The following is a 27,000-nucleotide window of genomic DNA, read 5'->3' on the forward strand; positions in this document are numbered from 1 at the left end:
CCGGTGGATACCAGGGCAACCGCGACAGCCGCCCCTCCACCGGCGGCTACCAGGGAAACCGCGAAGGTGGCGGATACCAGGGCAACCGTTCCTCCGGTGGATACCAGGGAAACCGTGACGGTGGCGAAAGCCGCGGCGGCTACCAGGGCAACCGCGACAGCCGTCCGTCAACAGGTGGCTACCAGGGTGAGCGTTCTTCCGGTGGATACCAGGGCAACCGCGACAGCCGCCCCTCCACCGGCGGCTACCAGGGCAACCGCTCTTCGGGCGGATACCAGGGCAACCGCGACAGCGGAGACCGCGCTGCATCGACCAGCGGCGGTGGCTTCCGCAGCCGCACCGATCGTCGTAGCTACGACGGCTTCGACGGCCCGAAGCGCGACCAGCGCTAAACACGCGCTGAGCTGCGGCTCATCAATTGAATAAGCCGCGTCGCGGCGGGTGAATACTGATTACACTCCGGCCACGCCGGAAGCTGTATCGAGACGGATGCAGGTCACTGCAATAAAGTGATCTGCATCCGTGCTTTGTATGCACGGTCTGTTGTTCACGCGCGTCGTAGCCACAGAATTTTTCGCTGCGCGAGGCGCAGGATTTCACAGCCGCGGACCGAGAGGGAAAGCTGTAAGCATGTCAACCACTAGCACCGAATCACCCCGAGCTCAGATCGGCGTCACCGGCCTGGCCGTCATGGGTTCGAATATTGCCCGCAATTTCGCCCGCCACGGACACACCGTTGCCCTGCACAACCGAAGCATCGCGAAGACCGATGCGCTGATCGCCGATCATGGTTCCGAGGGCGATTTCGTGCGTACCGAAACCATCGAAGAGTTTGTCGCCGCGCTGCAGAAGCCACGTCGCGTGCTGATCATGGTCAAGGCCGGCGATCCGACGGACGCTGTCATCGAAGAGCTCGCGAACGCGATGGAGCCCGGCGACATCATCATCGACGGCGGCAACTCGCTGTACACCGACACGATCCGTCGTGAGGCTGCGATCCGTGCCCGCGGACTGCACTTCGTCGGCGCTGGAATCTCCGGTGGCGAAGAAGGCGCACTCAACGGTCCCTCGATCATGCCGGGCGGCCCGAAGGAGTCCTACGAGGCTCTCGGCCCCCTTCTCGAATCCATCTCGGCTCACGTCGACGGCACCCCGTGCTGCACGCACATCGGCCCCGACGGCAGTGGCCACTTCGTCAAGATGGTGCACAACGGCATCGAGTACGCCGATATGCAGCTCATTGGTGAGGCGTACAACCTTTTCCGCGACGCGCTGGGGTACGACGCCGGCCAGGTGGCCGACGTCTTCACCGAGTGGAACAAGGGCACGCTCGAGTCGTACCTGATCGAGATCACGGCCGAAGTCCTGCGTCAGGTCGACGCCGAGACAGGCAAGCCGTTGGTCGACGTCATCGTCGATGCTGCCGAGCAGAAGGGCACGGGCCGTTGGACGGTCAAGTCCGCTCTGGATCTGGGCGTGCCGGTCACCGGTATCGCCGAGGCCGTGTTCGCTCGCGCACTCTCGGGTAGCCGCACGCAGCGCGCTGCCGCTCAGGCTCTGGATCTGGCTTCCGGTGCACTCGGCGACAGGCCGTCTGATGCCGAGCAGTTCGCGGCAGATATCCAGGCTGCGCTGTACGCGTCGAAGATCGTGGCGTACGCGCAGGGCTTCGACCAGATCGCTGCCGGCAGTGCCGAGTACAACTGGGACGTCAAGCCTGCTGACCTGGCAACCATCTGGCGCGGCGGCTGCATCATTCGTGCGCAGTTCCTCAACCGCATCAAGGATGCCTACGAGACGGATCCGGCGCTGCCGAGCTTGATTCTGGCTCCGTACTTCCGCGAAGCCATCGAGGCCGGTATCGACAGCTGGCGCCGTGTTGTCGCCACCGCGACGATGCTCGGTATCCCGGTTCCGGCGTTCGCGTCGTCGCTCTCGTACTACGACGGTCTGCGTGCGAAGCGTCTGCCGGCCGCGTTGACTCAGGGTCAGCGTGACTTCTTCGGCGCTCACACCTACGAGCGCATCGACAAGCCGGGCAAGTTTCACACGTTGTGGAGCGGTGACCGTAGCGAAATCGAGGCCTGACTCACATCGGGTTCCGGTAGGCAGAGTTCACTCTGCCTACCGGGTACCCTGGGTAAATGCCTGAATCGACGATCGACTCGCCCACTTCTACCGACGGGCGTTCGTTCATCGACCTCGGAATCCCCGCCGTGATGGTGCATGCTTTGCGCCGCAGCGGGATTGATGCTCCGTTCCCCATCCAGGCGGCAACCATCCCTGATGTTCTTGCCGGCCGAGACGTCCTCGGACGCGGTGCGACGGGTTCCGGAAAGACTTTGGCCTTCGGACTTCCGATGCTGGTTCGCCTCAAAGGTGGAGCGAGCAAACGGAATCGTCCGCGCGGTTTGGTGCTCGCTCCCACCCGCGAACTTGCGATCCAGATTCACAAAGCACTCGACGACGCCGCAACCGAGATCGGTTTGCGCGTAGCCAGTGCGGTGGGCGGCGTCCCGATCAAGCGTCAGGCCGACATCCTTGCCCGCGGTGTCGATCTGCTGATTGCCACTCCTGGACGGTTACTCGATCTGGTCGAGCAGAAGTCGGTACTTCTCGACGATGTCGTGATCACCACCATCGACGAGGCCGACCACATGGCTGACATGGGGTTCATCGACGAGGTCGCGAAGATCCTCGATACTACTCCGAAAGATGGTCAGCGCCTTCTCTTTTCGGCAACCTTGGATGGCAAGGTCGACGATCTGGTCGCCGGCTACCTGCGCAATCCGGCGTCGCATTCCACGGCTCCCCCGGTCGCCACTGTGTCGACGATGGACCATCACCTGCTGTTCGTGGACCCGGTGGACAAGAGATCCGTTGTCGCACATATCGCTTCGCGTGCCGGGCGCACCATCATGTTCGTCAAGACCAAGCACGGTGTGGATCGTCTAGCTCAGCAGCTGCATTTGATCGGTGTGTCTGCCGGATCTCTGCATGGCGGTAAGACGCAGAACAACCGAACCAAGACTCTCGCATCGTTCTCCGACGGCACGACGCCTGTACTGGTTGCCACCGATGTCGCTGCCCGCGGCATCCACGTCGACGACGTCACCCTCGTTGTCCACGTCGATCCCCCGGCAGAGGCCAAGGACTACCTGCACCGTGCTGGTCGCACCGCACGCGCCGGTGAATCGGGTGTTGTGGTCACCATCGTCACCGACGAGGAACGCGAAACCGTCGAGAAGCTCACCAAAGCGGCGGGTGTGAAGGTGCACAGCGTGCGCGTGCGCCCGGATGATCTCGAGCTCACTCGCATTACCGGAGCGATGGAACCGACGGGCATTCCCGTCGCAGCGCCGGACACCACCGTCGAGGTCAAGCAGACGTCCAAGCGTGGCCGCCAGGAACATGACGCTGCGGGCCGCACCGCTGTCGGTGGACGTATGAAGAAGGACGGCGACAAGCGCGCCGCGCCTTCGCGACGGGTTAGCGATCCCAAGAGTGTGAAGAAGATCCGTGCGGACGGCACGCCTGTCCCCACTCGGGCGGAGCGTTTGGCATCCAAGGGCCTGACACCGCGCCGCGGAACGGGCATGCCCAACTCGGGTCGCCCAACTGCCGGAAAAGCTGGCGGCAAACGCGCACACTGAGATCTATGGGTGATCTACCACTGATCTCGATAATCTGTGCTCTTGCTGCCGCACTACTGTTCGCGTGCGCGTCGGTGGCTCAACAGCGGGCCGCGTCGGCGGTAGCGGAGGACGAGGCGTTGGTCGCGTCGTTGATTCGGAGTCCGCGGTGGTGGGCGGGCCTGCTCGGCGACGGCGGTGGGTACGTCATGCAGGCATTGGCGCTCTCGCTCGGCTCGGTGTTATTGGTACAGCCGCTGATCGTGTCGTCTCTGCTGTTCGCACTGCCATTGTCCGCGAAGTTCTCGGGTATCCGGATCACTCGTTATGCGTGGACATGTGCCGTCATGCTGGCCATTGCGTTGGCGGTGTTCTTGGTTGTCGGTGACCCCACCGAAGGCAACAGCAATGCTGCCTTCTCGGATTGGATTGCGCCGCTGGCGCTTACGGTGGGCGCTGCGGTTGTCGCTACCATCGCCGGGTTGTCGAAACTCGATGCCGGCTGGCGTGCATTGTTTCTGGGCGCGGCCGCAGGCATCTTCTTCGGCGTTGCGGTTGCCTTCACCAAGTACGTGACCGATCTGCTCGGGCACGGATTGGTCGGAGTCCTCAGCGCATGGCAGACCTGGGCGTTGATCGCATCCGGGGCCGTCGGCGTCTACCTCCAGCAACGAGCCTTCCAGGTGGGCCCGCTGTCTGCGTCGTTACCGGCGTTGACGATCGCTGAGCCCATCGCGGCAATCTTTCTGGGGATGACGGTGCTTGACGAGAGGCTCCGTGTCGACGGTCCGGGAATTGCCCTCATCGGGTGCGCTGTGGCGGTCATGATCTTCACGACCATCGCGCTATCGCGGTCGCAAGGCCGCGAAACACCCGGCGTAACTGCGCCATCGCCGGTAGTCTCGTGAAGCGTGCAGTTCCTCGAAGGGCAACGCCCGCCATATGACCTGACCTACGACGACGTCTTCCTCGTCCCCAACCGGACCGACGTGACGTCCCGCTTCGATGTTTCTCTCGCATCGAACGACGGATCGGGAACCACCATTCCTGTCGTCGTCGCCAACATGACCGCTGTTGCGGGCCGCAGAATGGCTGAAACGGTCGCACGTCGCGGTGGTCTCGTGATCATTCCGCAGGACATCCCGACGGAAGCCGTCGCCGAGACTGTGGCGTTCGTGAAGAGCCGTCATCTGGTTGCCGATACCCCGGTGACCTTGAGTCCTGACGACGCCGTCTCCGACGCGCTGGCGTTGCTGTCCAAACGCGCTCACGGGGCTGTCATTGTCGTCGAGAACGGCAAGCCGCTCGGTGTTGTCACCGAAGTTGCGTGTGCGGACGTCGACCGCTTCACCCGCCTACGTGCCGTGGCGATTACCGACTTCGTGACCGCACCGGTCACTGCGACGCCACGCGAGGTGTTCGAGCTTCTCGAGGCCAAGCACGATCCGCTGGCCGTGATCGTCAACGACGACGGCACCCTGGCCGGCGTTTTGACCCGTACCGGCGCCATTCGTGCCGGAATCTACGATCCCGCAGTGGACGCACGCGGCGCATTGCGCGTCGCGGCAGCGGTCGGTGTCAACGGCGATGTCGGGGCAAAGGCCAAGGCGCTTGTCGACGCCGGAGCAGACGTCATCGTCGTCGACACCGCGCACGGTCACCAGCAGCGCATGATCGACGCGCTGACCACTCTCAAAGCCCTCGATCTGGGTGTGCCACTGGTTGCCGGAAACGTGGTGTCCGCGCAGGGAACCCGCGACCTCATCGCGGCCGGCGCAGACATCGTGAAGGTCGGCGTCGGACCCGGCGCTATGTGCACGACGCGCATGATGACGGGCGTCGGACGTCCGCAGTTCTCAGCTGTCGCCGAGTGCGCCGCAGCGGCCCGTGAGCTCGGTAAGCATGTCTGGGCCGACGGCGGTGTACGTCATCCCCGTGATGTCGCACTGGCACTCGCTGCGGGCGCGTCCAACGTCATGATCGGCTCGTGGTTCGCCGGAACATACGAGTCCCCCGGCGACCTCAAGGTCGATCAGGCCGGTAACGCCTACAAGGAAAGTTTCGGTATGGCGTCCAAGCGCGCTGTTGCTGCGCGCACTGCCACCGAAACAGGCTTCGACCGGGCCCGGAAGGGACTGTTCGAGGAAGGCATCTCGAGTTCACGGATGCGCCTAGACCCGGAACGTCCGGGCGTCGAGGATTTGATCGACCAGATTTGTTCCGGTGTTCGAAGTACCTGCACATACGCGGGCGCTCGTTCTTTGGAGGAACTGCACGAGAAAGCTGTGCTCGGAGTGCAGTCCGCCGCCGGTTTTGCCGAGGGACGCCCCCTTCCGTCGGGTTGGTGAGACGCAGGTAATGCCGATCGGCGGGTGCTCGGGTCCCAATACCGGAGCACCCGCCGGTATCATTGGACTCGGAAACATAAAGAAAACTCGGTCGGGAGCCCTATGGCGACCCGACCGAGTCCGCTAGAGCCGAGAAATCTTCGGCCTCGACGAGAGGAACCCGGTGCCCGAGGCACCCACACACTTACCCGGCGCAACACCCGTCGTCATATCCGAGGAATCATCCGATTCCGCTGGTTCGGAGGGCTCCTCTAGCGAGCCGGGAGACAAACCCGGCGCGCTCCGCTCACTTCCCCGCCGTTCAATCCTCAGGTGGCGATGACCCATGGACATCGTTTTCACCATTCTCAGCCTGCTCGGCTTCGTTGCCCTGACTGCAGGCACCGCCCTCTTCGTGGCGGCAGAATTCTCCCTCACTGCTCTCGAACGCAGCACTGTCGACGAAGCAGCGCGTAACGGCGATCGTCGTTCTCGTCAGGTTCAGCACGCGCACAAGACGCTCTCGTTCCAATTGTCCGGCGCGCAACTCGGCATCACGATCACCACGCTCATTACCGGTTACCTCGCCGAACCTGTTCTGGCCCGCTTCATCACCCCGGTGATGAAAGCAATCGGACTGAGTGAATCTGCTTCCTCCACAACATCATTGGTGATCGCACTGGTCCTCGCCACGTCGTTCTCGATGATTTTCGGTGAGCTTGTCCCCAAAAACTTGGCGATCTCCAAGCCGATGCCCACTGCACGTGCAACTGCAGGAATGCAAGCCGGTTTTTCACTGATCTTCCGGTGGGCGATCAACGGACTCAACGGAGCCGCCAACTGGATCGTGCGCCGCATGGGCATCGAGCCTGCGGAAGAACTGCGCTCGGCGCGGTCGCCTCAGGAACTCGGCTCGCTGGTTCGGACGTCGGCGCAACGCGGTTCGATCGACAAGGGAACCGCGCTCCTCGTGGACCGGTCACTGCAGTTCGGTGAACGTACCGCAGAAGAGTTGATGACTCCACGAGTGAAGATCGAATCGTTGGAACTCTCCGATACCGTCGCGGATCTGATCGTGACAGCGTCACGGACCGGCTACTCACGGTTCCCCGTCGTGCGCGGCGACTTGGACGACACTGTCGGTGTCGTCCACATCAAGCACGCATTCACCGTTCCGGCAGACCGTCGTCGCACGACGCGAGTCGACAGCCTGGCCCAGCGGGTTCCGGTCGTACCGTCGAGCCTCGACGGTGACGCCGTCATGGAACGCATCCGTTCCGACGGTATGCAGGTAGCCCTCGTGGTGGACGAGTACGGCGGAACTGCCGGAATCGTCACCATGGAAGACCTCATCGAGGAAATCGTCGGCGATGTGCGAGACGAGCACGACGAACCCGAACTGGACGTGGGACGCGCCGGCGACGGCTGGTCCTGCTCCGGACTCCTGCGTATCGACGAGGTCAACTCGGCTACCGGATATACCGCACCCGAAGGCGACTACGACACCCTCGGCGGTTTGGTGCTCACCGAATTGGGGCGCATCCCCGAGGAAGGCGACGAAGTCGAATTGCCTGACGTCGATTCCTCCGGTGATCATCGCGGGAAGTGGATAGCGCGGGTGACCAGCATGGACGGCCGACGTATCGACCGCGTGACCATCACCCCGGTACCGGGAGATGTCGAACCCGAATCCACTGACAACAAGAAGGAGTCCGACGATGAATAACCTCTTCGGCGTTCTCCTCACTGTCGTGCTGTTGGCCGCCAACGCCTTTTTTGTCGCGGCGGAATTCGCGCTGATCTCAGCTCGTCGTGACCGCCTCGAAGCGTTGGTCGCTCAGGGCAAGAAACGCGCGCTGACAGTCATCAAAGCCGGTGAGAACCTGTCCTTGATGCTTGCCGCTGCGCAGTTGGGCATCACGATCTGTTCGATCCTGCTCGGTAAGGTCGCCGAGCCTGCCATCGCCCATCTCCTCGAGGTGCCGATGGAAGCCATGGGTCTGCCCGACGGTCTGCTGCATCCGATTTCGTTTGCCATCGCTCTGTCGCTGGTGGTTGTTCTGCACATCCTGCTCGGTGAGATGGTTCCGAAAAACATCGCCTTGGCCGGACCTGAGAAGTCCGCGATGTTGCTGATTCCGGTGCACCTGGCGTTTCTCAAGATCGCTCGACCGCTCATCTCCTTCTACAACCTCTGTGCAAACGGAACACTGAAGCTGCTGCGGGTCGAACCGAAAGACGAACTCGACGTCACAGTTTCAGCGGTGGAGTTGTCCGCGATGATCGGCGAATCACGATCCGAAGGTCTCATCGACGCCGAAGAGCACCGGCGATTGACGCAGGCCCTCGAATCGACTGATCGCACCGTCTCCGAGGTTCTCATTCCCCTCGGCAAGGTGCGCACCATCCCGCTGACCCCGTCCGGCACCACGCTGGGCGACATCGAGAGGGCAGTCATCGAGACGGGTTACTCGCGGTACCCCGTGAGGGCTACCGACGGCACCCTCGCCGGATACGTTCACCTCAAGGACGTGCTCGACGAGGTGCTCGACGAAGCAGCCGGCCCGGACACCGTCGTTCCCACGTCGGATATCCGTCCCCTGCCCATCGTTCCGCTCAGTACCCCGCTGGCCGAAGCACTGGCCGGACTGCGCCGGGCAAGCTCGCACCTCGGTGCGGTGACGGACGCCGACGGCATTGTCATCGGCATCGTCGCCCTCGAAGATCTCCTCGAGGAGTACGTCGGAACAGTTCGCGATGGCACTCACCGCGGAACCGATGCTGTTCCCGGACAACGGAACAACTGACCCATGACACGTTCGGTGGCAACACTCGCACTCGCACACAGCGAGTGGACGGCCCGGCAAGGGATCCACGTCGAGAAGGTGGAGCAACTTGTCGGGCCGCACCGAGCGCGTCGTAGCGCCGGAATCTCGCACCCCGTGCACGACTTTCTGTTCACGTATTACAACTTCAAGCCGGCCCAACTGCGACGTTGGCATCCCGGCTACGGCGTGGCTCTGGAAAACGGTTCCTCGTACGCCGAGTACTCCGGATACCGGATCGATGAATCAGGCTGTGCGACAGTCGGCGAGTCCGTGTTGGAGCGTCGACGAAATACCGTCGAATTCGTCGGGAATCTCCTGAGCCGAACTGCTTCTCGCCCTGCTGTTCTGGGTTGCTTCGGCCTCCACGAATGGGCGATGGTCTATCGCGGGGGTGAGGAAGCAATCCGTCACCAAGCAGTTCCACTTCGGCTCGGGTTCGCCGGTACCGACGCCGTCGTGGAGTCCTTGCCGCTCAAATGCACGCACTTCGACGCATTCCGGTTCTTCACACCCGATGCTGCACCCAAGAATTCCCTGACGCTGGTCCGCGAGACGCAGATCGATTACGAGCAGCCCGGTTGCCTCCATGCCGGCATGGATCTGTACAAGTGGGCCTTCAAACTGTTGCCGTTGGTCGATTCGGATCTGGTGATGCAGTGCTTCGAACATGCACTTTTAGCCCGTGAACTCGACATGCGTGCCAGCCCCTACGATCTGAGCGAGTACGGGTATTCCCCGATTGCGATCGAAACACCGACGGGCCGCGCCGAGTACGTTCGTCAGCAACAGCAGTTGGCTGATCGGGCTTTACCGCTGCGGGCTGCTCTGACGGAGCAATGCCAGGTTCTGCTCGAGATGTAACGCTCTGCCAGACGGAAGGATCGATATGCAGCATGGGTACGGGTTCTATCTGGACGAGTATCTGCGCGATGTCGGACTGCATGTCCACGACCGGCGCGAGTTTATCGAATGCCCTGATTCCGCCGGATACCTGTCGGCACACCTTCCCGTGTTCGATCTGGCCGCGGGTTCAGTGGCTGCCTATGCTTCGGCGATCGATCGCGCGACTGTGCGTGATTGTTCACCAGTTCACGATTTCGGCGGAAATCCGCGAGTTGACGCAAGTTTTGTGCACTCAGGCGCGGGGAGCACCCGCTGGAAACTCGATCCCCAGCGAATTGCCGCGTCTTTCTCCAGCGACCGACTACTGCGGATAGGCGGTCAACCAGTTGACGCGTTCTCGCAATACTCCGGCTTCTTTGCCGCCCGTGACGGCTGGCTACGCACCCACGGAAACTATCCGCACCATCGCGACCGCCTCCTCGCGATCCTCGAACTCGCACCGGGTGCCTCTCAAGCGGAAGTAGCACAACGCATATCCGCGATGGACGCCATTGAGATCGAGCAGGCCGCTGCCGAGAACGGGGCCATCGCAGTCCGTGTGCGAACCGAGAACGAGTGGCGATTGAGCGAGCAGTCTGCGGCTGCGCGGTCGGCGCCGCTTGTCTCCATCCACGCCAGGGGCGCTGGAGCGCCACGGGAGCGTCCGACGCGTATGCGTGTTCTCGACCTCACGCGTGTCATTGCCGGACCGGTCGCGACACGTGCCCTTGCACTTCTCGGCGCCGACGTACTGCGCATCGATCCCCCGGCTATCCCCGAAATCGAATGGCAGCACCTCGACACAGGTCAAGGGAAGCGCTCAGCTGTCCTCGATCTGAAGAGTGCCGACGGGTTGGCAATTTTCCGGGACCTTCTCGAGAGTGCTGATGTGCTGGTCACGGGCTACCGACCAGGCGCTATCGAATCCCTGATCGGGCAAGAACTCCCCGCACACCTAGTTCACGGACGCGTCAGCGCCTGGGGATGGGACGGACCGTGGGCGGATCGGCGAGGGTTCGACTCCATCGTTCAGGCTGCGTCGGGAATTTCGTTCCTCGAAGGCGTCGACAAGCCCGGGGCGCTGCCCGCCCAGGCGCTCGATCACGCGACCGGATACTTCCTCGCTGCGGGAATCGTGGATGCACTGACCTTGCGTGCCCAGGATGGCCAAGGACGCGATGTCGACGTAGCTTTGGCCCGAACCGGGGCGCGACTGCTCGATGCCCCGGGCCGAAACCTCCAACCCGTTCCACCCACGGCACCCGGAGAGGACGTCGTCGTCACCCACGGTGAGGTAACAACCGCCCGGCCGGCGCTCGCCGAATTCGACGGTTATCCGGCGCCGGCACATGCGTGGGGAACTGATCAGCTGACTTGGTTCGCCTCTGCTCCGTAGACCGACGCGGGCGTATCGTGAAGACAGTCGATGAGGCGGGCCTTCAATTGCGCCTATCAGTGCTGATGGCTTCTCACACGTGTGACACGGCGAAGTTCTCGGTTGGGAGGTTGGCCATGCGCGGTAGCACTTCTGGCGAATCGACAGCATCCCAATTCCTTTGCCCACCAAGGCGTGTGGCAATCGCGGGAGATTGGCACGCGAATACCCGATACGGCACGGAAGCAATAGCGCACGCGCGCAAGCGCAATGCGGATGTTGTGGTCCACCTTGGAGATTTCGGGTTCACCTTCACCGAGTCCTACCTGAATGCTCTCGACGGCGCGCTCGAGGAACACGATCTTGTCTTAGGATTTGTCGACGGTAACCACGAGAATTTCGATTGGTTACTCGCACAGCCCATCGCACCGGATGGATTGCGGTATCTACGCGATCGCATCGTTCATCTCCCCCGCGGGTTCCGTTGGTCATGGGGCGAGACACGTTGTCTGGCAGTCGGTGGCGCGTACTCGATCGACCGCATTCTCCGGATGCCGGGTAAAGCGTGGTGGCCCCAGGAGGTCTTGACTGCCGACGATGTCCGAGACATTGCCGGGGCCGGCGGCGCGGACGTGATGTTCTGCCACGACTGCCCCGCCGGTATTACCGGGCCGGCGATGAACCGAGCGCGGTACGGATTCCCGGACGCAGAACTGTCCGCTTCCGAAGCGAACCGGGCGAAACTGAGGCAGATCGTCGACGGCGTTCGACCGCGTCGCCTCTGGCATGGCCATTTCCACCACCGCTACCAGGCAATCCTCGAGGGCAACGACTATCGGACCGTCGTCGACGGACTCGGACGTGACAAGGGTCCGATCGACAACAACATGGTCGTGATCAACCTCGACGATCTGGGGCGACACCGAATCGTGGGATAGATGCTCCCAGTGGCAGCACGGGCGTCCACACATCCCAAGCACACAAAGGGGCACTTGCGGCCACCAAAATAGAGATTCACTATTGGCCACAACCGGCCACACTAAACCGGCACACGCGACCAAAATATCCGATACCTTCCAATTCGGTGGTTGCCTCCCCGCGACCGCCCCCGCACCCCCGACAACGGGGCCCGGACATCGGAAGGGCGCACATCTGTGACTGTTCTCGATCGGCCACATCCATCCCAACAACGGTCTAAGACCGCCGCGGTACTCGGTACTGCTGCTCTCGCGCTCACGATGAGTATCGGTGGCGCGGTCGGTACCGCGGCCGCGGACACTGTCGTCAACACCATCCCTGTCGGCACCTCCCCGGAAGCAGTGGCGATCACCCCCGACGGCGCCTACGCCTACGTCACCAACAGTCTCGACGGCACTGTATCGGTGATCGACACCGCCAACCCCACAGCGACTCCCACCACCGTCTCCATCGGCGAGGGTCCCGAAGGAGTGGCGATTACCCGGGACGGCAAACACGCCTACGTCACCGACCAGGGCAGCGGCGCGACCAACGGCACGGTGTCGGTGATCGACACCGCCCACCCCACCAACCTTCCCGCCCTGATCCAGTTCGGCTTGCATCCGCGCGGGGTGGCGATCACCCCCGACGGCGCCTACGTCTACGTCACCAACCAGGGCAGCAATACGGTGTCGGTAATCGACACCGCCAACCCCACAAACCCACCCGTCACCGTCTGGGTCGGCAGCTCCCCGGAAGCGGTGGCGATCACCCCCGACGGCAATCACGCCTACGTCACCAACGTCGGCAGCAATACGGTGTCGGTAATCGAGACGGCCAACCCCGCCAACCCTGCCATCACCGTCGGGGTCGGCTCGCGTCCGGCAGGGGTGGCAATCACCCCCGACGGCGCCTACGCCTATGTCACCAACTTCGACAGCGCCACGGTATCGGTGATCGACACCGCCAACCCCACAGCGACTCCCACCACCGTGCCTGTCGGCACACAGCCGCGCGGGGTCACGATCACCCCTGACGGCAAACAGGCTTACATCACCAACGCCAACACCAGATCGGTGTCAGTGCTCGACACCTCCACCAACACCAAAATCACCGATATCGCGGTCGGCGGGAACCCGCGAGCGGTCGCGATCACCCCCGACGGGAACCACGCCTACGTCACCAATGCCGACGATGGCACAGTGTCGGTCATCGCGATCGACCGCGCACCGACCCTGACCGGCGCACCGCCCGCCGGTGTCCTCGGCCAGCCCTACAGTCACACCTTCACCGTCACCGGGACAGCTCCGGTGACGGTCACCGCCACCGGCACACTGCCGGACGGGCTCACACTCACCGAGGCCGGGGTGCTCTCCGGAACTCCTACCAAGGCAGGACGGTTCACCTTCTCGGTAACTGCTACGAACAGCGTGGGTGATTCCGATCCGCTGTCGGTAAACATGGAGGTCACCGAAACCGCCTCGCCGTCGACTGGGTCCCTCGGCTCGCTCGGATCGATTTTCGGATCATGACCACGATGGACTAACCCACCACACACATAAAGCAATTCACTGGTTGCAGTACGACACAGGCGACGCCCGGCCGGGAAACCTCAGCCGGGCGTCGCCCGTGCGTAGAAGTTGCTCCCAGCCAACTCTTCCCAGATCTTCGACCCGATTCAGGCAGATCGCCAGCTTCCGGAAACGGCAATCACTGACAAACGACCCCACGCCCCTATCTGTGGTAGTCCTGAATCGACAGCAACCAGCATTTTCCTGGCCGGGAGGATTTTCGATGAACACGTCAACGCAGGTCACCAACGCAGGTGAATTGGCTGAGGCACTCGCTTCTGGCGCCAGGGAGATTCACATCGTAGGAACGATCGCGGGTTCTCCGATGATCACCGTTCCCCCCGGCGTGACGCTGCGAGGTGGCGTCCTGAAGTTCGGCGCGAAGGGTATCCGCGTGACCTCGGACAACACCCTTGACGGCATGACCGTGATGACTGCGGACGATGAGGTCGCAATCCTCAACGACACCAGCATCGAGGACATGGGCACGCTCACGCTCCGTAACGTCCGCACGGTCGGACAGGTGCTACTTCTTGCCGACGACGCCGTCCGCGCCGGCCACGTGCAGGTCGACGGACTGCACATCGACCGCGCCGACGTACGCGGGCGGTCGCGACGCCCGCACGGATTCGGCGTCGAAGCATTACAGGGTGCGCTGACCATCTGGAACCGACAGCCCGACCCCGCGGTGATCATCACCGCCGAAGTACTCGACGTGAGTGTCGGAACTGAGTCGACGCCGGTGCGGGGTAGCGGAATCTTTGTTGGTGGACACGGGGATTGGGACGGTATGGCCAACGGCGGAATACTACGGGTATCGCACCTACGAACCGGTGAGATCCATACCAACGGTGGCATCCCTGAGGCCACTCCGGACCTGATTTCCGGCGGCGTCTTCGTGATCTCGGGCGCCGTCGTCGAGCAGGTCACCAACATCGGCCCGGTTACCACCTACGGGCAAAACGACATGGTCCTCGATAACTGGGGTGACGTCGCGGCCTGGACTGCCACGGCACCGGTCACCTCGAATGGTCCGAGCGGCATTGGGTTCGTCAACTTCGGAAACATCGATCGACTCGACGTGAAAGCACCGATCCAAACGAATGGCAAGGGCGCCCGCGGGTTCAATCTCTACGACGGTTCACTCCGTGAGGCGAACTTCGCGGGTGTGTCCACCACCGGCGACGGGTCAGTAGGAATCCAGATCAGCAAGCCATTGGGAACCCTGTCGGTGTCCGGTGACGTAACAACCAGTGGCGGTGAAGGTCTCAGCCTGGTCAAGGGAGTTCAGGTCGTCCTCAAAGCAGTCGGCCTGAGCATCAAATCCGGCGGCGAGGTCGGCAACATCACGATCGGAGGTCGCATCAAGACCAGTGGCGACGGCGTCAACACTGTAGAGATCGAAGGACTCGTGAACCGGCTGGAAGTCGGAGGCGGCATCAGTGCGAGTGGGAAGGGTTCCGATGCAGTACATGTGGTGGGCAACGTATCTGGACTCGACACCATCGAACTTTCATCGGCAGACGGTTACGACATCATCGGGTCATGACGCGAACTTCAGGCCACAAGGCAAGATAGACCCGTGAAGTCGCATACCTACACTCTGGATCTGCAGTGGACCGGCGACCTGGGGACCGGCACCTCCAGCTCACAGGCATACTCACGTGACCATTCCGTCTCAGCAGATGGAAAGCCCGAACTGCTCGGAAGTTCCGATGCGTCATTCCGCGGCGACCCCGAACGCTGGAACCCCGAAGAACTGCTGGTCGCGTCGCTCGCTCAGTGCCACATGCTCTGGTACCTCGGGCTTGCTGCCGAAGCCGGCGTGGTTGTTCTCGATTACACCGATCAGCCCGTCGGAACCATGATCGAGGAGGCAGACGGGGACGGCCAGTTCATCGAAGTCACCTTGCATCCAACAGTTTTGGTGGCTGATTCGTCGATGGTCGAGAAGGCAGCGGCGCTTCACGGACCAGCCCACGCCAAGTGTTTCATCGCTCGTTCCGTGAACTTTCCGGTCCTGAACTCCCCGACAACCGTGGCGGCCGGCAATGAATGAACAACACAAACTGATCGTGGACGTCGATACCGGAATCGACGACTCCCTTGCCCTCCTATACCTCCTCGCCAGCCCCGAAGCTCAGATTCTGGGGATAGCCAGCACTGCCGGGAACGTCCCCGTAGAGCAGGTCGCCGCCAACAACCTCAACTGGTTGGCGCTTTGTGGAGCCCCCGAGATCGAGGTTGCACTGGGCGCCACAGTGCCCCTGGTGATCCCGCTGCGCACCACCGAGGAAACTCACGGACCTCAGGGCATCGGTCACGCGGTCCTTCCCGATTCCGGGCGCGAACTGTCGGTACGGACGGCCACCGAACTCTGGGTGGATCTGGTTCGCGAATACCCGGGTCAGATCACCGGATTGGTGACCGGACCGCTGACCAATCTCGCCCTGGCGATCAGGGTTGAACCGGACCTCCCGAAGCTGCTGAAACGACTGGTCGTCATGGGCGGGTCATTCAACTACCCCGGAAATACAACGCCGACAGCCGAATGGAACGTCTCCGTCGATCCACATGCAGCCAAGGAAGTTTTCGACGCGTTTTCCGTCGTACCACCGCATCGACGTCCAATCATTTGCGGCCTCAACGTCACCGAGTCCATCGAGATGTTCCCGGAGCATGTGCGTCGGCTCGCTGAGGCTGCGGGCAGCACACCAGAGGAGATCATCTCCCCCGACGACGGTCCCGACGTCCGTAGCAGAGCATCCAACAGCGTCATCCGGCATACTTCCGATGCCATTCGCTTCTACATGGAGTTCCATCGGGAGTACGACCAGGGCTTTCTCGCCCATATGCACGATCCGTTTGCCGCTGCCGTCGCATTGGATCCGTCGTTGGCAACAATGAAGCCGGCAACCGTGGATGTCGAAACCGAGAGCCCGTTGCTGATCGGGACCACCGTCGCCGACTGGGTGGGCCATTGGAAACGTGACCCCAATGCGGATATTGCGGTCAGCACGGATCCGGCAGAATTCTTCGATCGACTTGTCCACCGTGTGGGAAAGTATGCCCGCGCTGTGAGTTGACTACGTCTTCAGCGGTTATGCTCCGAAGGACAGAGAACCAACGAACGAGAGATCAGGGTCCCGACGTGCAGATTCCCAGCCACGATGCCTCACCGGCATTCGCGCTTGGATTGATGGCGTTCTGGCCTACTCGTCGTAGCGCATGCTTTGATCAGGCGTGTTGCTGAGCGGCGATTCTCGCTGCCTGCACCCCTGACTTTGTCGCTACTTCGCTCGGAGTCCGTTTCCTCATGTTCAACCTTCTGTTGTTCACCCTTGTCGGTGCCGGCGCTCAACTTGTCGACGGCGCTCTCGGCATGGCTTTCGGTGTCACTGCCACGACGCTGCTGATGATCGGCGGTCTCGGTCCGGCGCAAGCTAGTGCCGCAGTGCATTTGGCCGAGGTCGGTACCACCTTGGCGTCCGGGCTTTCACACTGGAAGTTCAAGAACATCGACTGGAAGTTGGTCGCGAAGCTCGGCGTTCCGGGCGCAGTCGGCGCTTTCATCGGTGCAACAGTGTTGTCCGGCCTGTCCACCGAAGCGGCCGTACCGATTACGGCCACCATCCTGCTCGCGATCGGTGTCTATGTGGCACTGCGCTTCTCGGTGCGACCTCCCGCTACCGCTCACGCGCGCACCACTCCGCACACTGCACGCTTCCTGTCGCCACTCGGATTGTTCGGCGGATTCATCGACGCCTCCGGTGGCGGCGGTTGGGGTCCCATCACCACCAGCACACTGCTCTCGCGCGGAAAGACCGCTCCTCGGACGGTAATCGGTTCGGTCAGCGCGTCGGAGTTCCTGGTCGCGTCGGCCGCCTCCCTAGGGTTCCTGGTGGGATTGGGCCGTGAATCTGCCGGAAACCTCCTGGTCGTTGCTGGTTTGGCGATCGGCGGAGTAATTGCCGCGCCATTCGCAGCGTGGCTGGTCAGCCGGGTACCGGCGACCTTGCTCGGTACCGCGGTCGGTGGCGTGATCGTGCTGACCAATATGCAGAAGCTGTTCAAGTCTTTCGAGGTCACCGGCGCCGTGACGGTCGCCGGGTACGTGGCCATCCTCAGCGCCTGGGTCGCGCTGCTGGTCTACGCCTGGCAGCGTTCCAAGCTCACGGCAGCCGAAGCGCAGGGTGAGTTCGCCGGTATCGAGCTGGCCGTCGAGAAAGAAATCAACGAACCTGTGATCCAGCCCGAGAATCGATAGTCACCTCACGCACGAAAAACACCTCCGGGGCAGTTCTGGCCCGGAGGTGTTTCTGAATGCCCAACTCAATTCAAACCAGATACAATCCCGAGTACAAACGGTAGTAAAGGACAATCCACCCCGATATAGCGAACGTTACCGGTAGAAGGAGTTCGTCCTGGTGATCGGTAAGGACCGCCACATATGGTGGACTATTCCTGATCGGCGTACGCACCCCGATTCGATTCCCCACCGAGCACACTTCACGAAACTCGATCAGCATGCCGCGCTGACCATCATCCGCGCGCCGATCGGTTACGGAAAATCAACACTGGTCGCCTCCTGGTTGCGCACAATTCAAGCGACCGAGCGCATTGTCGTCTGGGTCCCCGAGCCTGCTCCGTCTCTGACCTCCCACGACTACTGGCGAGGCGCGCTACACAAGCTCCTGAACGCTGGAGTTGTGTTGCCGAATGGTGCGGACGATCCGGAATTGGATCCGTATACCGCGATAATCAGCGTCCTCTGCGACACCCCACGCCCGGTAATTCTTGTACTGATCAGACCTGACAAGGTCGATAGCAGGCTGGACGAAAGCCTGGTCGATCTCGTCAAATATTGCGAAAATGTCAATCTCATCGTGACGTTGACCGGTCGCAGAGTATTCTCCGAACCTCACCTGCTCGATATCGATCAAGAATCGATCAGCACACACGACCTTCTGTACACACTCGAGGATACGACCAGCGTTCTCGAAGCGTCCGGGGCAAAATTACTTCCCGGCGAGACCGAACATATTCATTCGATTACCGGCGGGCTACCGGCCTTGATACGCCGCGCAATATCAGTACTCAAGAACCTTCCAGCACTGGCCGGCCGCGAATATCTCCTCGGGCATAATCTACGACAGGTAATCGAGCACTACACCCAGGAATTTATCGCGGCCAAGGCGCACCTGGTGGACCAGTACGATCTTGTCCTCGCAACGGCACCGGCTCGTGAACTCACCGTCGATATAGTGATGCGATTGTTCACATCCCCCGATTCCCCTGAACAAATTCGCGATCGACTCTTGTCGCTCGAAGCCGTCGGGGTGCTGTCGCCGGTCGACACTGCGGTCACCGAAACCTGGAGATTCGCACCGCCGATCCGGCAAGCCATCCTTAGGCTGGATGCCACTCAGGGCTCTAACCTGGCTGGACGATTGTCTTACCTCGCGCGCGCACAACTTCACGCGGGGGCACATGCGTCCGCGCTCGACTATGCGGTCGAGGCACAGGATTGGGCCCTCGCAGTCGACATCCTCGACAAGCACTGGCCAACGATGATTGCGGACAATCTCGAGTTGGTATTCTCTGCCTTCCAACAGATTCCGATTGACACCACCGACAAGAACTCGAGCTTCCGGGCCGCCCGCAATCTGTACCTGCAACATCCCGATGAGCAGGTGGCCTTCGGAGACTCACTACCCGAATCATCAAACGAGCTGCGTGATCTCGGAGCGAGTGCCGACGCGGTGTCAGCTTTGAGCATCGGTTGCATTCAAGCTGTGATGCTCATTCATGTCGGCGAATACGATCGCGCAGCAGAACTCACTGTCCGTCTTATCGAACTGAGCCGCAACATCGCCGAAATCGATCGACATGACATCAGCGACCAGATTTCCACCATGCGGGCGCAATGGGCGATCACCTTCCAGTTGAACGGTCGGCTTGCCGAATCGACCAGCCTGGCTCGGATGGCTTACTGGGGCGCCAGATCACAACGAATTGAGTACGTCGCTCGCAGTGCTGCGGGTACTGCCGCCTTGAACTGGGCCATAGTGGGTGAACCGCGCCGCGCACGTCAATGGTCTGATCTCGAGCAAGAACATCGGAACATCGGAACATCGGGATCAGGATGCAGTCCCAAGTCAAGGTTGCCGGACTGACTGCCTGCGCCTTGACATCGCTTGATTCGCTCGATTTCGAGGGCGCCGAAGGGGCGCTGACCGAACTGGGGCACCCCACGGAGAACGACGCACTCTATGCGGACGAATTCTGGGCGTTTACCGTCTACGCGCGCAGTCAGTTCGCCCTCAGCTGCAATGACGCGTTCTCCGCATTGTCCTTGCTACGCAGAACAGTCGCTGCCCACAGCGCACAGTGCAATCCCACGTCTATAGCCCAACCACTGATGCAGTCCGCCGAGATGGATCTACTTCTCGCCCTCGGGGAAGGAAACATGGCAGCATCGCTGGCAGGCGACATCACCGACCCCGGAAGCAGTCCGTGGACCCTGGTCTCCGTCGCACGCGTTCGGCAACGGATGGGTCAGAACCGATCCGCGATCGCGTTGTGCCATCAGTACAACGGGGACGGTCAACCCTACCCGCGGGCTCAGATGGAGTCCCTTCTGATTCAAGCAGTTGCGCACTGGGGACTGGGTGAACAACAGGATTCGGTCGATGCCTGGTCCAGAGCCTGCACCATCGCAGATCAGAACGGATTACTGCGCTCGTTCGCCACCGTCGCTGCGCTCGACATCGAGAACCTCGAATCGGCGGCGGCAACGCATTCGCCCGCCCTCACAGAATTCCTGAAAACCGCTACGCGGGAAGTATTTCCGAAGTCTGTACACATCGTCACTCTGACCGAACGTGAACGCAAAGTCCTTCTGTTACTTGCCGCCGGGATGAGTTCCACCGCGATGTCCGAGAAACTCCACGTATCCACCAACACCGTCAAGTCGCAATTGCGTTCGGTATACAAGAAACTCGACGCACACAATCGGGATGAAGCAATCGCACAAGCGCATGCGCTGCGATTTATCTGACGTTGGTCCCGAGAACAAAGCAGCGTGGTCGCTGTAATTCCCCAGCTCGGAGAATTACAACGACCACGCTGTCTATGCTCTGACGAACGCGTCTAGTTGCTTCCGTCGAATGCGTCGAGAATCCGCTGAGCAGCCAGAGCTGCCGTCAAGGATCCGTCGCGCACACTCTCCTCGACGTCGGCGCGAATGGCCCGAACCCGCTCGTTACTCGAAAGTCTGCGCAGCAGTTGGTCGTTGACCATAGTCCACGTCCAATCGACTTGTTGCTGTCGACGCTTCTCGTCGAACTGACCGGCTTCGGTGAGCACCTCACGATGCTTGACGACGGTTCTCCAAAACTCGTCCAGACCAAGTCCCTCGAGGCCGCTCATCGTGATGACAGGCGGTTTCCAGATTGCGTCGTGCGGGTAGATCAGTCGTAGTGCACCGGCGAGTTCGCGGGCCGCGCCCTTCGCTTCACGTTCATGCTTTCCGTCGGCCTTGTTGACGGCCACCAGATCGGCGAGTTCGAGGACACCCTTCTTGATGCCCTGCAACTGATCTCCGGTGCGGGCGAGCGTCAGGAAGGTGAAGCAGTCCACCATGTTTGCGACGGTGACCTCGGACTGGCCGACGCCCACCGTCTCCACCAGGATCACGTCGAAGCCGGCAGCTTCGAGCAACACGATGGTCTCGCGTGTCGCCTTCGCGACACCGCCGAGGGTTCCGGACGTGGGTGACGGCCGAATGTACGCGTTCGGTTCGACGGTAAGCCGAGCCATGCGCGTCTTGTCGCCGAGAATGGAACCGCCGGTGCGGGTGGACGACGGATCGACCGCCAACACCGCAACGCGATGTCCCTTGCCTAGCAAGTACATTCCGAGCGCGTCGATGAATGTCGATTTGCCGACGCCCGGAACACCGGTGATACCGATGCGATGCGCTCCCCCGGCCTCGGGCAACAACTTCAGGAGAAGCTCCTGAGCCAGGGCCCGGTGATCGTCGCGAGTGGACTCGACGAGGGTGATCGCCCGAGCGAGGCCGGCGCGCTGATTTGCGCGCACGGCCTCGGCGAGGGAGTCCACAGATGGCCTAGCCGTTGGCGTCGGCGTGTCGATGGGCCTACGTGCCATCTTCAGTGAATCCCTTCTCAGGTGAGATCGTGCCCCAGTGCGACGGCCAACTTCTCCAACAATCCGCTGGCAGCGTCGGCGATGACCGTGCCGGGCGGGAAGATCGCCGTAGCGCCTGCCTCGTACAGTTCGTCGAAGTCACCGGGCGGGATAACGCCGCCGACAACGATCATGATGTCGGGGCGACCGGCCGCAGCCAAAGCTTCCCGCAATGCCGGCACCAAGGTGAGGTGACCGGCTGCCAACGACGACACACCGACTACGTGGACGTCGTTGTCGGCCGCCTGGTTGGCGACCTCTTCTGGGGTCTGGAACAGCGGTCCGACGTCCACGTCGAATCCGATGTCGGCGAAGGCCGTGGAGATGACCTTCTGGCCGCGGTCGTGACCGTCCTGGCCCATCTTGGCGACGAGGATGCGGGGACGACGTCCCTCTTCCGCGGCGAACTTCTCGACCAACTTCATTGCATTGCTGATGTTGCTCACCGACCCTGCCTCGTCGCGGTATACACCGCTGATGGTGCGAATCTCGGCCTGATGGCGTCCGTACACCTTTTCGAGGGCGTCGGAAATTTCGCCGACGGTGGCCATAGCCTTTGCTGCGACCACGGCGAGGGCGAGCAGGTTGTTCTCCATGCCTCCTTCAGCGGAGGCAGCTGCGCGGGTGAGGTTCGCGAGTGCAGCTTCGACGGCGTCCGAATCACGTTCCGCGCGAAGAGTAACCAGCTTCTCGAGCTGTTCCTTACGCACCTTGGAGTTCTCGACCTTGAGGACCTCGATGGTGTCGGCCTCGTCGGGAACGTACTTGTTGACGCCGATCAGCGGCTGGCGACCGGAGTCGATGCGTGCCTGGGTGCGTGCTGCGGCTTCCTCGATGCGGAGCTTCGGGATACCTTCGTTGATGGCCTGAGCCATGCCGCCGGCCTCTTCGACCTCCGCGATGTGCGCGCGTGCCCGGTTGGCGAGCTCGTTGGTGAGCCACTCGACGTAGTACGAGCCGCCCCACGGGTCGATGGGACGCACGGTGCCCGATTCCTGCTGCAGGAGCAGCTGGGTGTTGCGGGCGATGCGAGCGGAGAAGTCCGTCGGCAGAGCCAACGCTTCGTCGAGCGCGTTGGTGTGCAGCGACTGGGTGTGGCCCTGGGTAGCGGCCATGGCTTCGACGCAGGTACGCGGAACGTTGTTGAAGACGTCCTGCGCGGTGAGCGACCAGCCCGAGGTCTGCGAGTGGGTACGCAGCGACAGCGATTTTGCGTTCTTGGGATCGAACTTGGCAACAAGTTCGGCCCACAGGAGACGGCCGGCGCGCAGCTTGGCGACCTCCATGAAGAAGTTCATCCCGATTGCCCAGAAGAAGGACAGGCGCGGCGCGAATGTGTCGATGTCCATGCCTGCTTCGAGGCCGGCGCGGATGTACTCGACGCCGTCGGCGAGGGTGTATGCCAACTCCAGATCGGCTGTGGCACCGGCTTCTTGGATGTGGTAGCCCGAGATAGAGATGGAGTTGTACTTCGGCATCTCAGCACTGGAGTAGGCAAAGATGTCGGAGATGATCCGCATGGACGGCTTGGGCGGATAGATGTAGGTATTGCGGACCATGAACTCTTTCAGAATGTCATTCTGAATTGTTCCGGCCAGCTTGTCCGGGGTGACACCCTGCTCGGCTGCCGCAGCAACGTAGAGCGCGAGGATCGGCAGCACAGCGCCGTTCATCGTCATCGACACCGATACCTGCGAGAGGTCGATTCCGTCGAACAACTGACGCATGTCGAGGATGGAATCGATTGCCACGCCGGCCATTCCGACGTCGCCCGCGACGCGCGGGTGATCGGAATCGTAGCCGCGGTGCGTCGCGAGGTCGAAGGCGACCGACAGGCCCTTCTGGCCGGCTGCGAGGTTACGACGGTAGAACGCGTTGGACTCAGCGGCCGTCGAGAAGCCGGCGTACTGGCGAATCGTCCACGGCTGGTTCACGTACATGGTCGGGTACGGACCACGTAGGAACGGTGCTGCACCGGGGAAACTGTCCAGCGGGTAGCCGGACTGCGCTGCGGCATCGCGGTCTGCACCGGTGTAGACCGGCTTGACGTCGATACCTTCCGGGGTGGACCACACAACCTGCTCGGCCGCGTAATTGTTGGCGGTAGCACCCTCTTCGATGAGTGCCTGCGTCTGCTGCGCCGACGGCGGGGTGGGTACCGGAGACTGCGGGTCCTCGAGTGGGACCTCGGCGAAACTGCCGATCACGTGCTTGACCTCTCGTGTCGTCACTTGGAGCTTCCCGTCTCGATGAAGTCGAGCAGTTCGGTCAGAGCCGAGACTGCGTCGATGCGGGCTGTGAGGAATCCGTCCGGACGACTCTCGCCCGTAGCGTCGGCGACTGCCTTTTCCGGTCCGGCCAGCAGCACCTTGGTGATGCCTGCGCTGCGGAGTTCCGCGACAGCGGCTGCGGCGTTTTCGCCGTAGCGCTTGTCAGTGCCACACAGCACGGCGACGGTTGCACCGGAAGCCTTGACGGCTGCGGCAATGGCGTCAGCGCCAACCTCGAGCTGGCCGGGGTTGACTGCGTCGATTCCGCCCGAAGCGAGCAGGTTGGACGCAAAGGTGGTGCGCACGTTGTGTTCTGCGACGGACCCCAAGGGTGCGAGCAGAACAGTCGGGCGGGCACCGCCGGCGCTCAGGAACGCGTCCGAGCGATCACGCAGAGCCTCGAAGGCGGCTGCGTAACGGGCAACAACCTGACCCGGCTCGACAGCTGCCGCGGAGAGCGGATCTTCGCCGAGGTTCGGGAACTCGTTGACTCCGGTGACGGTTGTCTTGCGGTGTGCGATGTCGGAGTCGCGCTTGGCCTTGGTAGCGGCGATGCGATCGGAGACGATTCCCGCCTCGAGCGCGGCCAGGTATCCACCGGCTGCTTCGATTTCCTGGAAGAACTCCCACGCCGTGGCGGCGATCTGCTGCGTCAGGTCCTCGACGTACCAGGAACCTGCCGACGGGTCCAGCACGCGGCCCAGATGCGACTCCTCGAGAAGGAGCAGCTGCGTGTTGCGGGCGATGCGCGAGGAGAAGGACTTGGTGACGCCGAGTGTGCCGTCGGCCAAAGCCACGTCGAACGGAAGAACGGTGACGGCGTCTGCTCCGCCGACGCCCGCGCCGAACGCAGCGAGGGTGGTGCGCAACATGTTCACCCAGGGATCACGCTGAGCCATCATCGCGGCCGAGGTAACCGCGTGCTGCGGAGCTCCACCGAAGTCGGATGCTCCGCAGACCTGCGCGATACGTGCCCAGACGAGACGGGCGGCACGGAACTTCGCGATGGTCTGGAACTGATCGTCGGTAGCCGAGTAACGGAAAGCCAACTGCTGCAATGCAGCTCCGATGGTCAAGCCGTTTTCTGCAGTGAGTGCGCGCAAGTATTCGAGGCCTGCTGCGATCGCGGCGCCGAGCTCCTCGGCGTCACCGGCACCGGCATTGTGGAATGCGGTGCCGTCGACGGTGATCGCGTGCACGGTTTCGGTGCGAGCTGCAGCAAGTGCTGCCAGCTCGACGGCTTCAGCCAGATCGACGTCGGCTGCACCGGAGAAAGAACTGGTGAGCGGAGCGGCACCGAGGTGGACGCGGATGCTGCTACGTTCGCTGACACCGTCGCCGGCTTCAGCGCGAGCATCGAGGAGTACCAGCACTGCGCGAGCAGCGGCACTTGCCTCTGCGCCGGCGTCGAGTGTCAGCGGAGCGAGATCGAGGAGAACGCCGTCGAGTGCTGAGGCAAGGTCAGCGACGGGAACGCCATCGACGCCGGCCTTGAGCCAGAGCGCACTGACACCGTTCTCGAGGGAATCGAGGATGGTGCGATTGGTGTCAGCGGCGGAGGTGGTTCCGAACTGCGCGGAAACCAACCAGCCGGCGTTGACGTCGCGGTGGGCGTCGACTCCACGCACGTAGGGGAAGCTGCCGGGCAGCGTCTGCTCGGGGCGCTCGTCGCGAGGGCTGTAGAGCGGCGCGACAGTGACTCCGTCGTAGGTGACGGTTTCGAGCAGCTTCTGCGGCTCGGGGCCTAGTTCTGCTGCATCGACTCGACGGGACTTGGCGAGCACTCCGGCGACGGAGCGTTGCCACTCCGCGTATGCCTGCTCGACAGCCTCGGCTTCTGAAGCTAATGACACTGTGTCCGCTGCCTCTCATTGTGCGTGAGCGTTATACCGGTAATCGGTTTTCTTCGTTAGTTCTGTGATGCTAACCCGCGTCTGGACGCACATATCGTGAGGATCACGTCACGTTCGCAGCGAGCGAGTCCGTTAAGGCCTGTTGTTAACGCGTGGACCCGCAGATTCAGCAGACCCCAGGTCTATTTCCCAGTCATTACCTAGCGATTGTTCAGCATGTTTGCGGGTTACCGGCGAGTAGTTTCATTGAGCAGGACCGCGCAGGTCACCTACCCCGACAGCGCAGTGGCGTTCATCACACGACGCTGATCGTGGCGTGAATTCTCGGATTTCTTGCACGCTGAACGCGGGCATTCGGCACCGGCACCGGTAGCCTTGGGCCCTGTGATGCGGCGCCTGCTGGACCGAAGATTGATCGTGATTATCCTGGTTGTGCTCGGCCTGTTCGCCGTAGCACTCTTGGCCCCACACCCGACGGTGTCGCAGATGCGCGAATGGGCGGATTCCGTCGGACCGATGTTTCCCCTCGTGTTCTTTCTGGTTCATGCACTTGTCACTGTCGCGCCCGTTCCGCGCACAATCTTTACTCTGAGCGCCGGCGTTCTGTTCGGTTCTGCGATGGGTATCGGCCTCACTATTGCGGCTACGACAGTCAGCGCAATCCTTGCCCTCTACCTGGTACGTGCCATCGGCCGTGACGCCGTCTGGCAACGGATATCGAGTCCGACGATCAGGCGAGTGGACGAACGAATCGAGAAGCGCGGCTGGCTGGCCGTGGGCTCGTTGAGACTGATCGCGTTCGCTCCCTTCTCTGTTGTGAACTACTGCTGTGGAATCTCATCCATCCGCCTGGTGCCTTATGTACTGGCCACCGTGGTGGGGATTCTGCCCGGCACGGTTGGCATCGTCGTCCTCGGCGACGCCCTGTCCGGCGAAGCCGATCCGCGCCTACTTGTTCTGTCGGGAGTCTGCATTGCCGTCGGCATCGGCGGATTGCTGTTCGATGCGCGCAAGACGACTGCCGATCTGAAGCAACACCCCACAGGTCAACCCATTAAGGTTGATCTTCTAACATCAACCGTTAAAGATTGACT

Annotated in this window: 20 protein-coding genes and 1 pseudogene; 18 read left to right on the top strand and 3 right to left on the bottom strand. The window is 62.1% G+C overall.

Features of this window, described 5'->3' with window-relative positions; all coding sequences use genetic code 11:
* The 17 genes and pseudogenes from QM600_RS00790 to QM600_RS00870 form a co-directional block, all read left to right on the top strand.
* A pseudogene (locus QM600_RS00790) lies at window positions 1-392 on the top strand (DEAD/DEAH box helicase); the annotation flags it as partial.
* Window positions 393-630: 238 nt separating this feature from the next.
* Window positions 631-2,088 (top strand): NADP-dependent phosphogluconate dehydrogenase, encoded by a 1,458-nt coding sequence (gene gnd, locus QM600_RS00795; RefSeq protein ID WP_283259578.1) that lies wholly within the window; start codon window positions 631-633, stop codon window positions 2,086-2,088.
* A gap of 56 nt (window positions 2,089-2,144) precedes the next feature.
* Window positions 2,145-3,653: a DEAD/DEAH box helicase gene (locus QM600_RS00800; protein WP_283259579.1), complete on the top strand. Its 1,509-nt coding sequence runs from the start codon at window positions 2,145-2,147 to the stop codon at window positions 3,651-3,653.
* 5 nt (window positions 3,654-3,658) lie between these two features.
* A complete protein-coding gene (locus QM600_RS00805) occupies window positions 3,659-4,540 on the top strand; it encodes a DMT family transporter (RefSeq protein WP_283259580.1) in 882 nt (293 codons plus the stop codon).
* Between the two features lie 3 nt (window positions 4,541-4,543).
* Window positions 4,544-5,980, top strand: a complete 1,437-nt coding sequence (gene guaB1, locus QM600_RS00810; protein ID WP_283259581.1) for a GMP reductase — start codon at window positions 4,544-4,546, stop codon at window positions 5,978-5,980.
* A gap of 325 nt (window positions 5,981-6,305) precedes the next feature.
* Window positions 6,306-7,685, top strand: coding sequence for a hemolysin family protein (locus QM600_RS00815; protein ID WP_283259582.1), 1,380 nt, complete (start codon window positions 6,306-6,308; stop codon window positions 7,683-7,685).
* Complete coding sequence (locus QM600_RS00820) at window positions 7,678-8,766, top strand: hemolysin family protein (protein ID WP_283259583.1); 1,089 nt, start codon at window positions 7,678-7,680, stop codon at window positions 8,764-8,766. The genes QM600_RS00815 and QM600_RS00820 overlap by 8 nt, the downstream gene beginning before the upstream one ends.
* A 3-nt stretch (window positions 8,767-8,769) precedes the next feature.
* Complete coding sequence (locus tag QM600_RS00825) at window positions 8,770-9,648, top strand: 3-methyladenine DNA glycosylase (protein WP_283259584.1); 879 nt, start codon at window positions 8,770-8,772, stop codon at window positions 9,646-9,648.
* Between the two features lie 25 nt (window positions 9,649-9,673).
* The gene (locus QM600_RS00830) at window positions 9,674-11,065 is read left to right on the top strand and encodes a CoA transferase (RefSeq protein ID WP_283259585.1); all 1,392 of its coding nucleotides are present in this window, start codon (window positions 9,674-9,676) and stop codon (window positions 11,063-11,065) included.
* Between the two features lie 116 nt (window positions 11,066-11,181).
* Entirely contained in the window at window positions 11,182-11,982 is an 801-nt protein-coding gene (locus QM600_RS00835) for a metallophosphoesterase family protein (RefSeq protein ID WP_502942833.1), read from the top strand.
* Between the two features lie 216 nt (window positions 11,983-12,198).
* On the top strand, window positions 12,199-13,533 hold the full coding sequence (locus QM600_RS00840) for a YncE family protein (RefSeq protein ID WP_283259587.1): 1,335 nt from the start codon (window positions 12,199-12,201) through the stop codon (window positions 13,531-13,533).
* Between the two features lie 262 nt (window positions 13,534-13,795).
* The gene (locus tag QM600_RS00845) at window positions 13,796-15,121 is read left to right on the top strand and encodes a hypothetical protein (protein ID WP_283259588.1); all 1,326 of its coding nucleotides are present in this window, start codon (window positions 13,796-13,798) and stop codon (window positions 15,119-15,121) included.
* 33 nt (window positions 15,122-15,154) lie between these two features.
* Entirely contained in the window at window positions 15,155-15,631 is a 477-nt protein-coding gene (locus QM600_RS00850; protein ID WP_283259589.1) for an OsmC family protein, read from the top strand.
* Window positions 15,624-16,658 carry a nucleoside hydrolase gene (locus QM600_RS00855; RefSeq protein WP_283259590.1) on the top strand — a complete coding sequence of 345 codons (1,035 nt, stop codon included), beginning with the start codon at window positions 15,624-15,626 and terminating at the stop codon, window positions 16,656-16,658. The genes QM600_RS00850 and QM600_RS00855 overlap by 8 nt, the downstream gene beginning before the upstream one ends.
* Window positions 16,659-16,888: 230 nt before the next feature.
* On the top strand, window positions 16,889-17,839 hold the full coding sequence (locus QM600_RS00860) for a sulfite exporter TauE/SafE family protein (protein WP_283259591.1): 951 nt from the start codon (window positions 16,889-16,891) through the stop codon (window positions 17,837-17,839).
* A gap of 160 nt (window positions 17,840-17,999) precedes the next feature.
* Complete coding sequence (locus QM600_RS00865; RefSeq protein WP_283259592.1) at window positions 18,000-19,748, top strand: hypothetical protein; 1,749 nt, start codon at window positions 18,000-18,002, stop codon at window positions 19,746-19,748.
* Window positions 19,718-20,632, top strand: coding sequence for a LuxR C-terminal-related transcriptional regulator (locus QM600_RS00870; protein ID WP_283259593.1), 915 nt, complete (start codon window positions 19,718-19,720; stop codon window positions 20,630-20,632). The genes QM600_RS00865 and QM600_RS00870 overlap by 31 nt, the downstream gene beginning before the upstream one ends.
* Window positions 20,633-20,724: 92 nt before the next feature.
* Here QM600_RS00870 and meaB read toward each other — a convergent pair whose 3' ends face one another.
* Genes meaB through mutA form a run of 3 tightly spaced genes read right to left on the bottom strand, consistent with a single transcriptional unit; the run spans window position 20,725 to window position 25,906 of the window.
* Window positions 20,725-21,744 carry a methylmalonyl Co-A mutase-associated GTPase MeaB gene (gene meaB / locus QM600_RS00875; RefSeq protein ID WP_283259594.1) on the bottom strand — a complete coding sequence of 340 codons (1,020 nt, stop codon included), beginning with the start codon at window positions 21,742-21,744 and terminating at the stop codon, window positions 20,725-20,727.
* Window positions 21,745-21,761: 17 nt separating this feature from the next.
* Entirely contained in the window at window positions 21,762-24,014 is a 2,253-nt protein-coding gene (gene scpA / locus QM600_RS00880) for a methylmalonyl-CoA mutase (protein ID WP_283259595.1), read from the bottom strand.
* A complete protein-coding gene (gene mutA / locus QM600_RS00885) occupies window positions 24,011-25,906 on the bottom strand; it encodes a methylmalonyl-CoA mutase small subunit (RefSeq protein WP_283259596.1) in 1,896 nt (631 codons plus the stop codon). The genes scpA and mutA overlap by 4 nt, the downstream gene beginning before the upstream one ends.
* A gap of 384 nt (window positions 25,907-26,290) precedes the next feature.
* On the opposite strand from mutA, the gene QM600_RS00890 reads away from it, so the two are divergent.
* The gene (locus QM600_RS00890) at window positions 26,291-26,998 is read left to right on the top strand and encodes a TVP38/TMEM64 family protein (RefSeq protein WP_283259597.1); all 708 of its coding nucleotides are present in this window, start codon (window positions 26,291-26,293) and stop codon (window positions 26,996-26,998) included.
* Window positions 26,999-27,000: the final 2 nt, after the last annotated feature.

Source organism: Rhodococcus sp. IEGM 1379 (assembly GCF_030056815.1).
Classification (GTDB): domain Bacteria; phylum Actinomycetota; class Actinomycetes; order Mycobacteriales; family Mycobacteriaceae; genus Rhodococcus_F.

What these genes read in the sequence shown, in the direction of transcription:
- QM600_RS00860 (WP_283259591.1), top strand. Translation starts at nt 16,889, where the DNA reads ATGTTCAACCTTCTGTTGTTCACCCTTGTCGGTGCCGGCGCTCAACTT.
- QM600_RS00835 (WP_502942833.1), top strand. Translation starts at nt 11,182, where the DNA reads ATGCGCGGTAGCACTTCTGGCGAATCGACAGCATCCCAATTCCTTTGC.
- QM600_RS00805 (WP_283259580.1), top strand. Translation starts at nt 3,659, where the DNA reads ATGGGTGATCTACCACTGATCTCGATAATCTGTGCTCTTGCTGCCGCA.
- gnd (WP_283259578.1), top strand. Translation starts at nt 631, where the DNA reads ATGTCAACCACTAGCACCGAATCACCCCGAGCTCAGATCGGCGTCACC.
- QM600_RS00845 (WP_283259588.1), top strand. Translation starts at nt 13,796, where the DNA reads ATGAACACGTCAACGCAGGTCACCAACGCAGGTGAATTGGCTGAGGCA.
- QM600_RS00815 (WP_283259582.1), top strand. Translation starts at nt 6,306, where the DNA reads ATGGACATCGTTTTCACCATTCTCAGCCTGCTCGGCTTCGTTGCCCTG.
- QM600_RS00800 (WP_283259579.1), top strand. Translation starts at nt 2,145, where the DNA reads ATGCCTGAATCGACGATCGACTCGCCCACTTCTACCGACGGGCGTTCG.
- QM600_RS00870 (WP_283259593.1), top strand. Translation starts at nt 19,718, where the DNA reads ATGCAGTCCCAAGTCAAGGTTGCCGGACTGACTGCCTGCGCCTTGACA.
- QM600_RS00820 (WP_283259583.1), top strand. Translation starts at nt 7,678, where the DNA reads ATGAATAACCTCTTCGGCGTTCTCCTCACTGTCGTGCTGTTGGCCGCC.
- QM600_RS00830 (WP_283259585.1), top strand. Translation starts at nt 9,674, where the DNA reads ATGCAGCATGGGTACGGGTTCTATCTGGACGAGTATCTGCGCGATGTC.
- meaB (WP_283259594.1), bottom strand. Translation starts at nt 21,744, where the DNA reads ATGGCACGTAGGCCCATCGACACGCCGACGCCAACGGCTAGGCCATCT.
- QM600_RS00825 (WP_283259584.1), top strand. Translation starts at nt 8,770, where the DNA reads ATGACACGTTCGGTGGCAACACTCGCACTCGCACACAGCGAGTGGACG.
- QM600_RS00855 (WP_283259590.1), top strand. Translation starts at nt 15,624, where the DNA reads ATGAATGAACAACACAAACTGATCGTGGACGTCGATACCGGAATCGAC.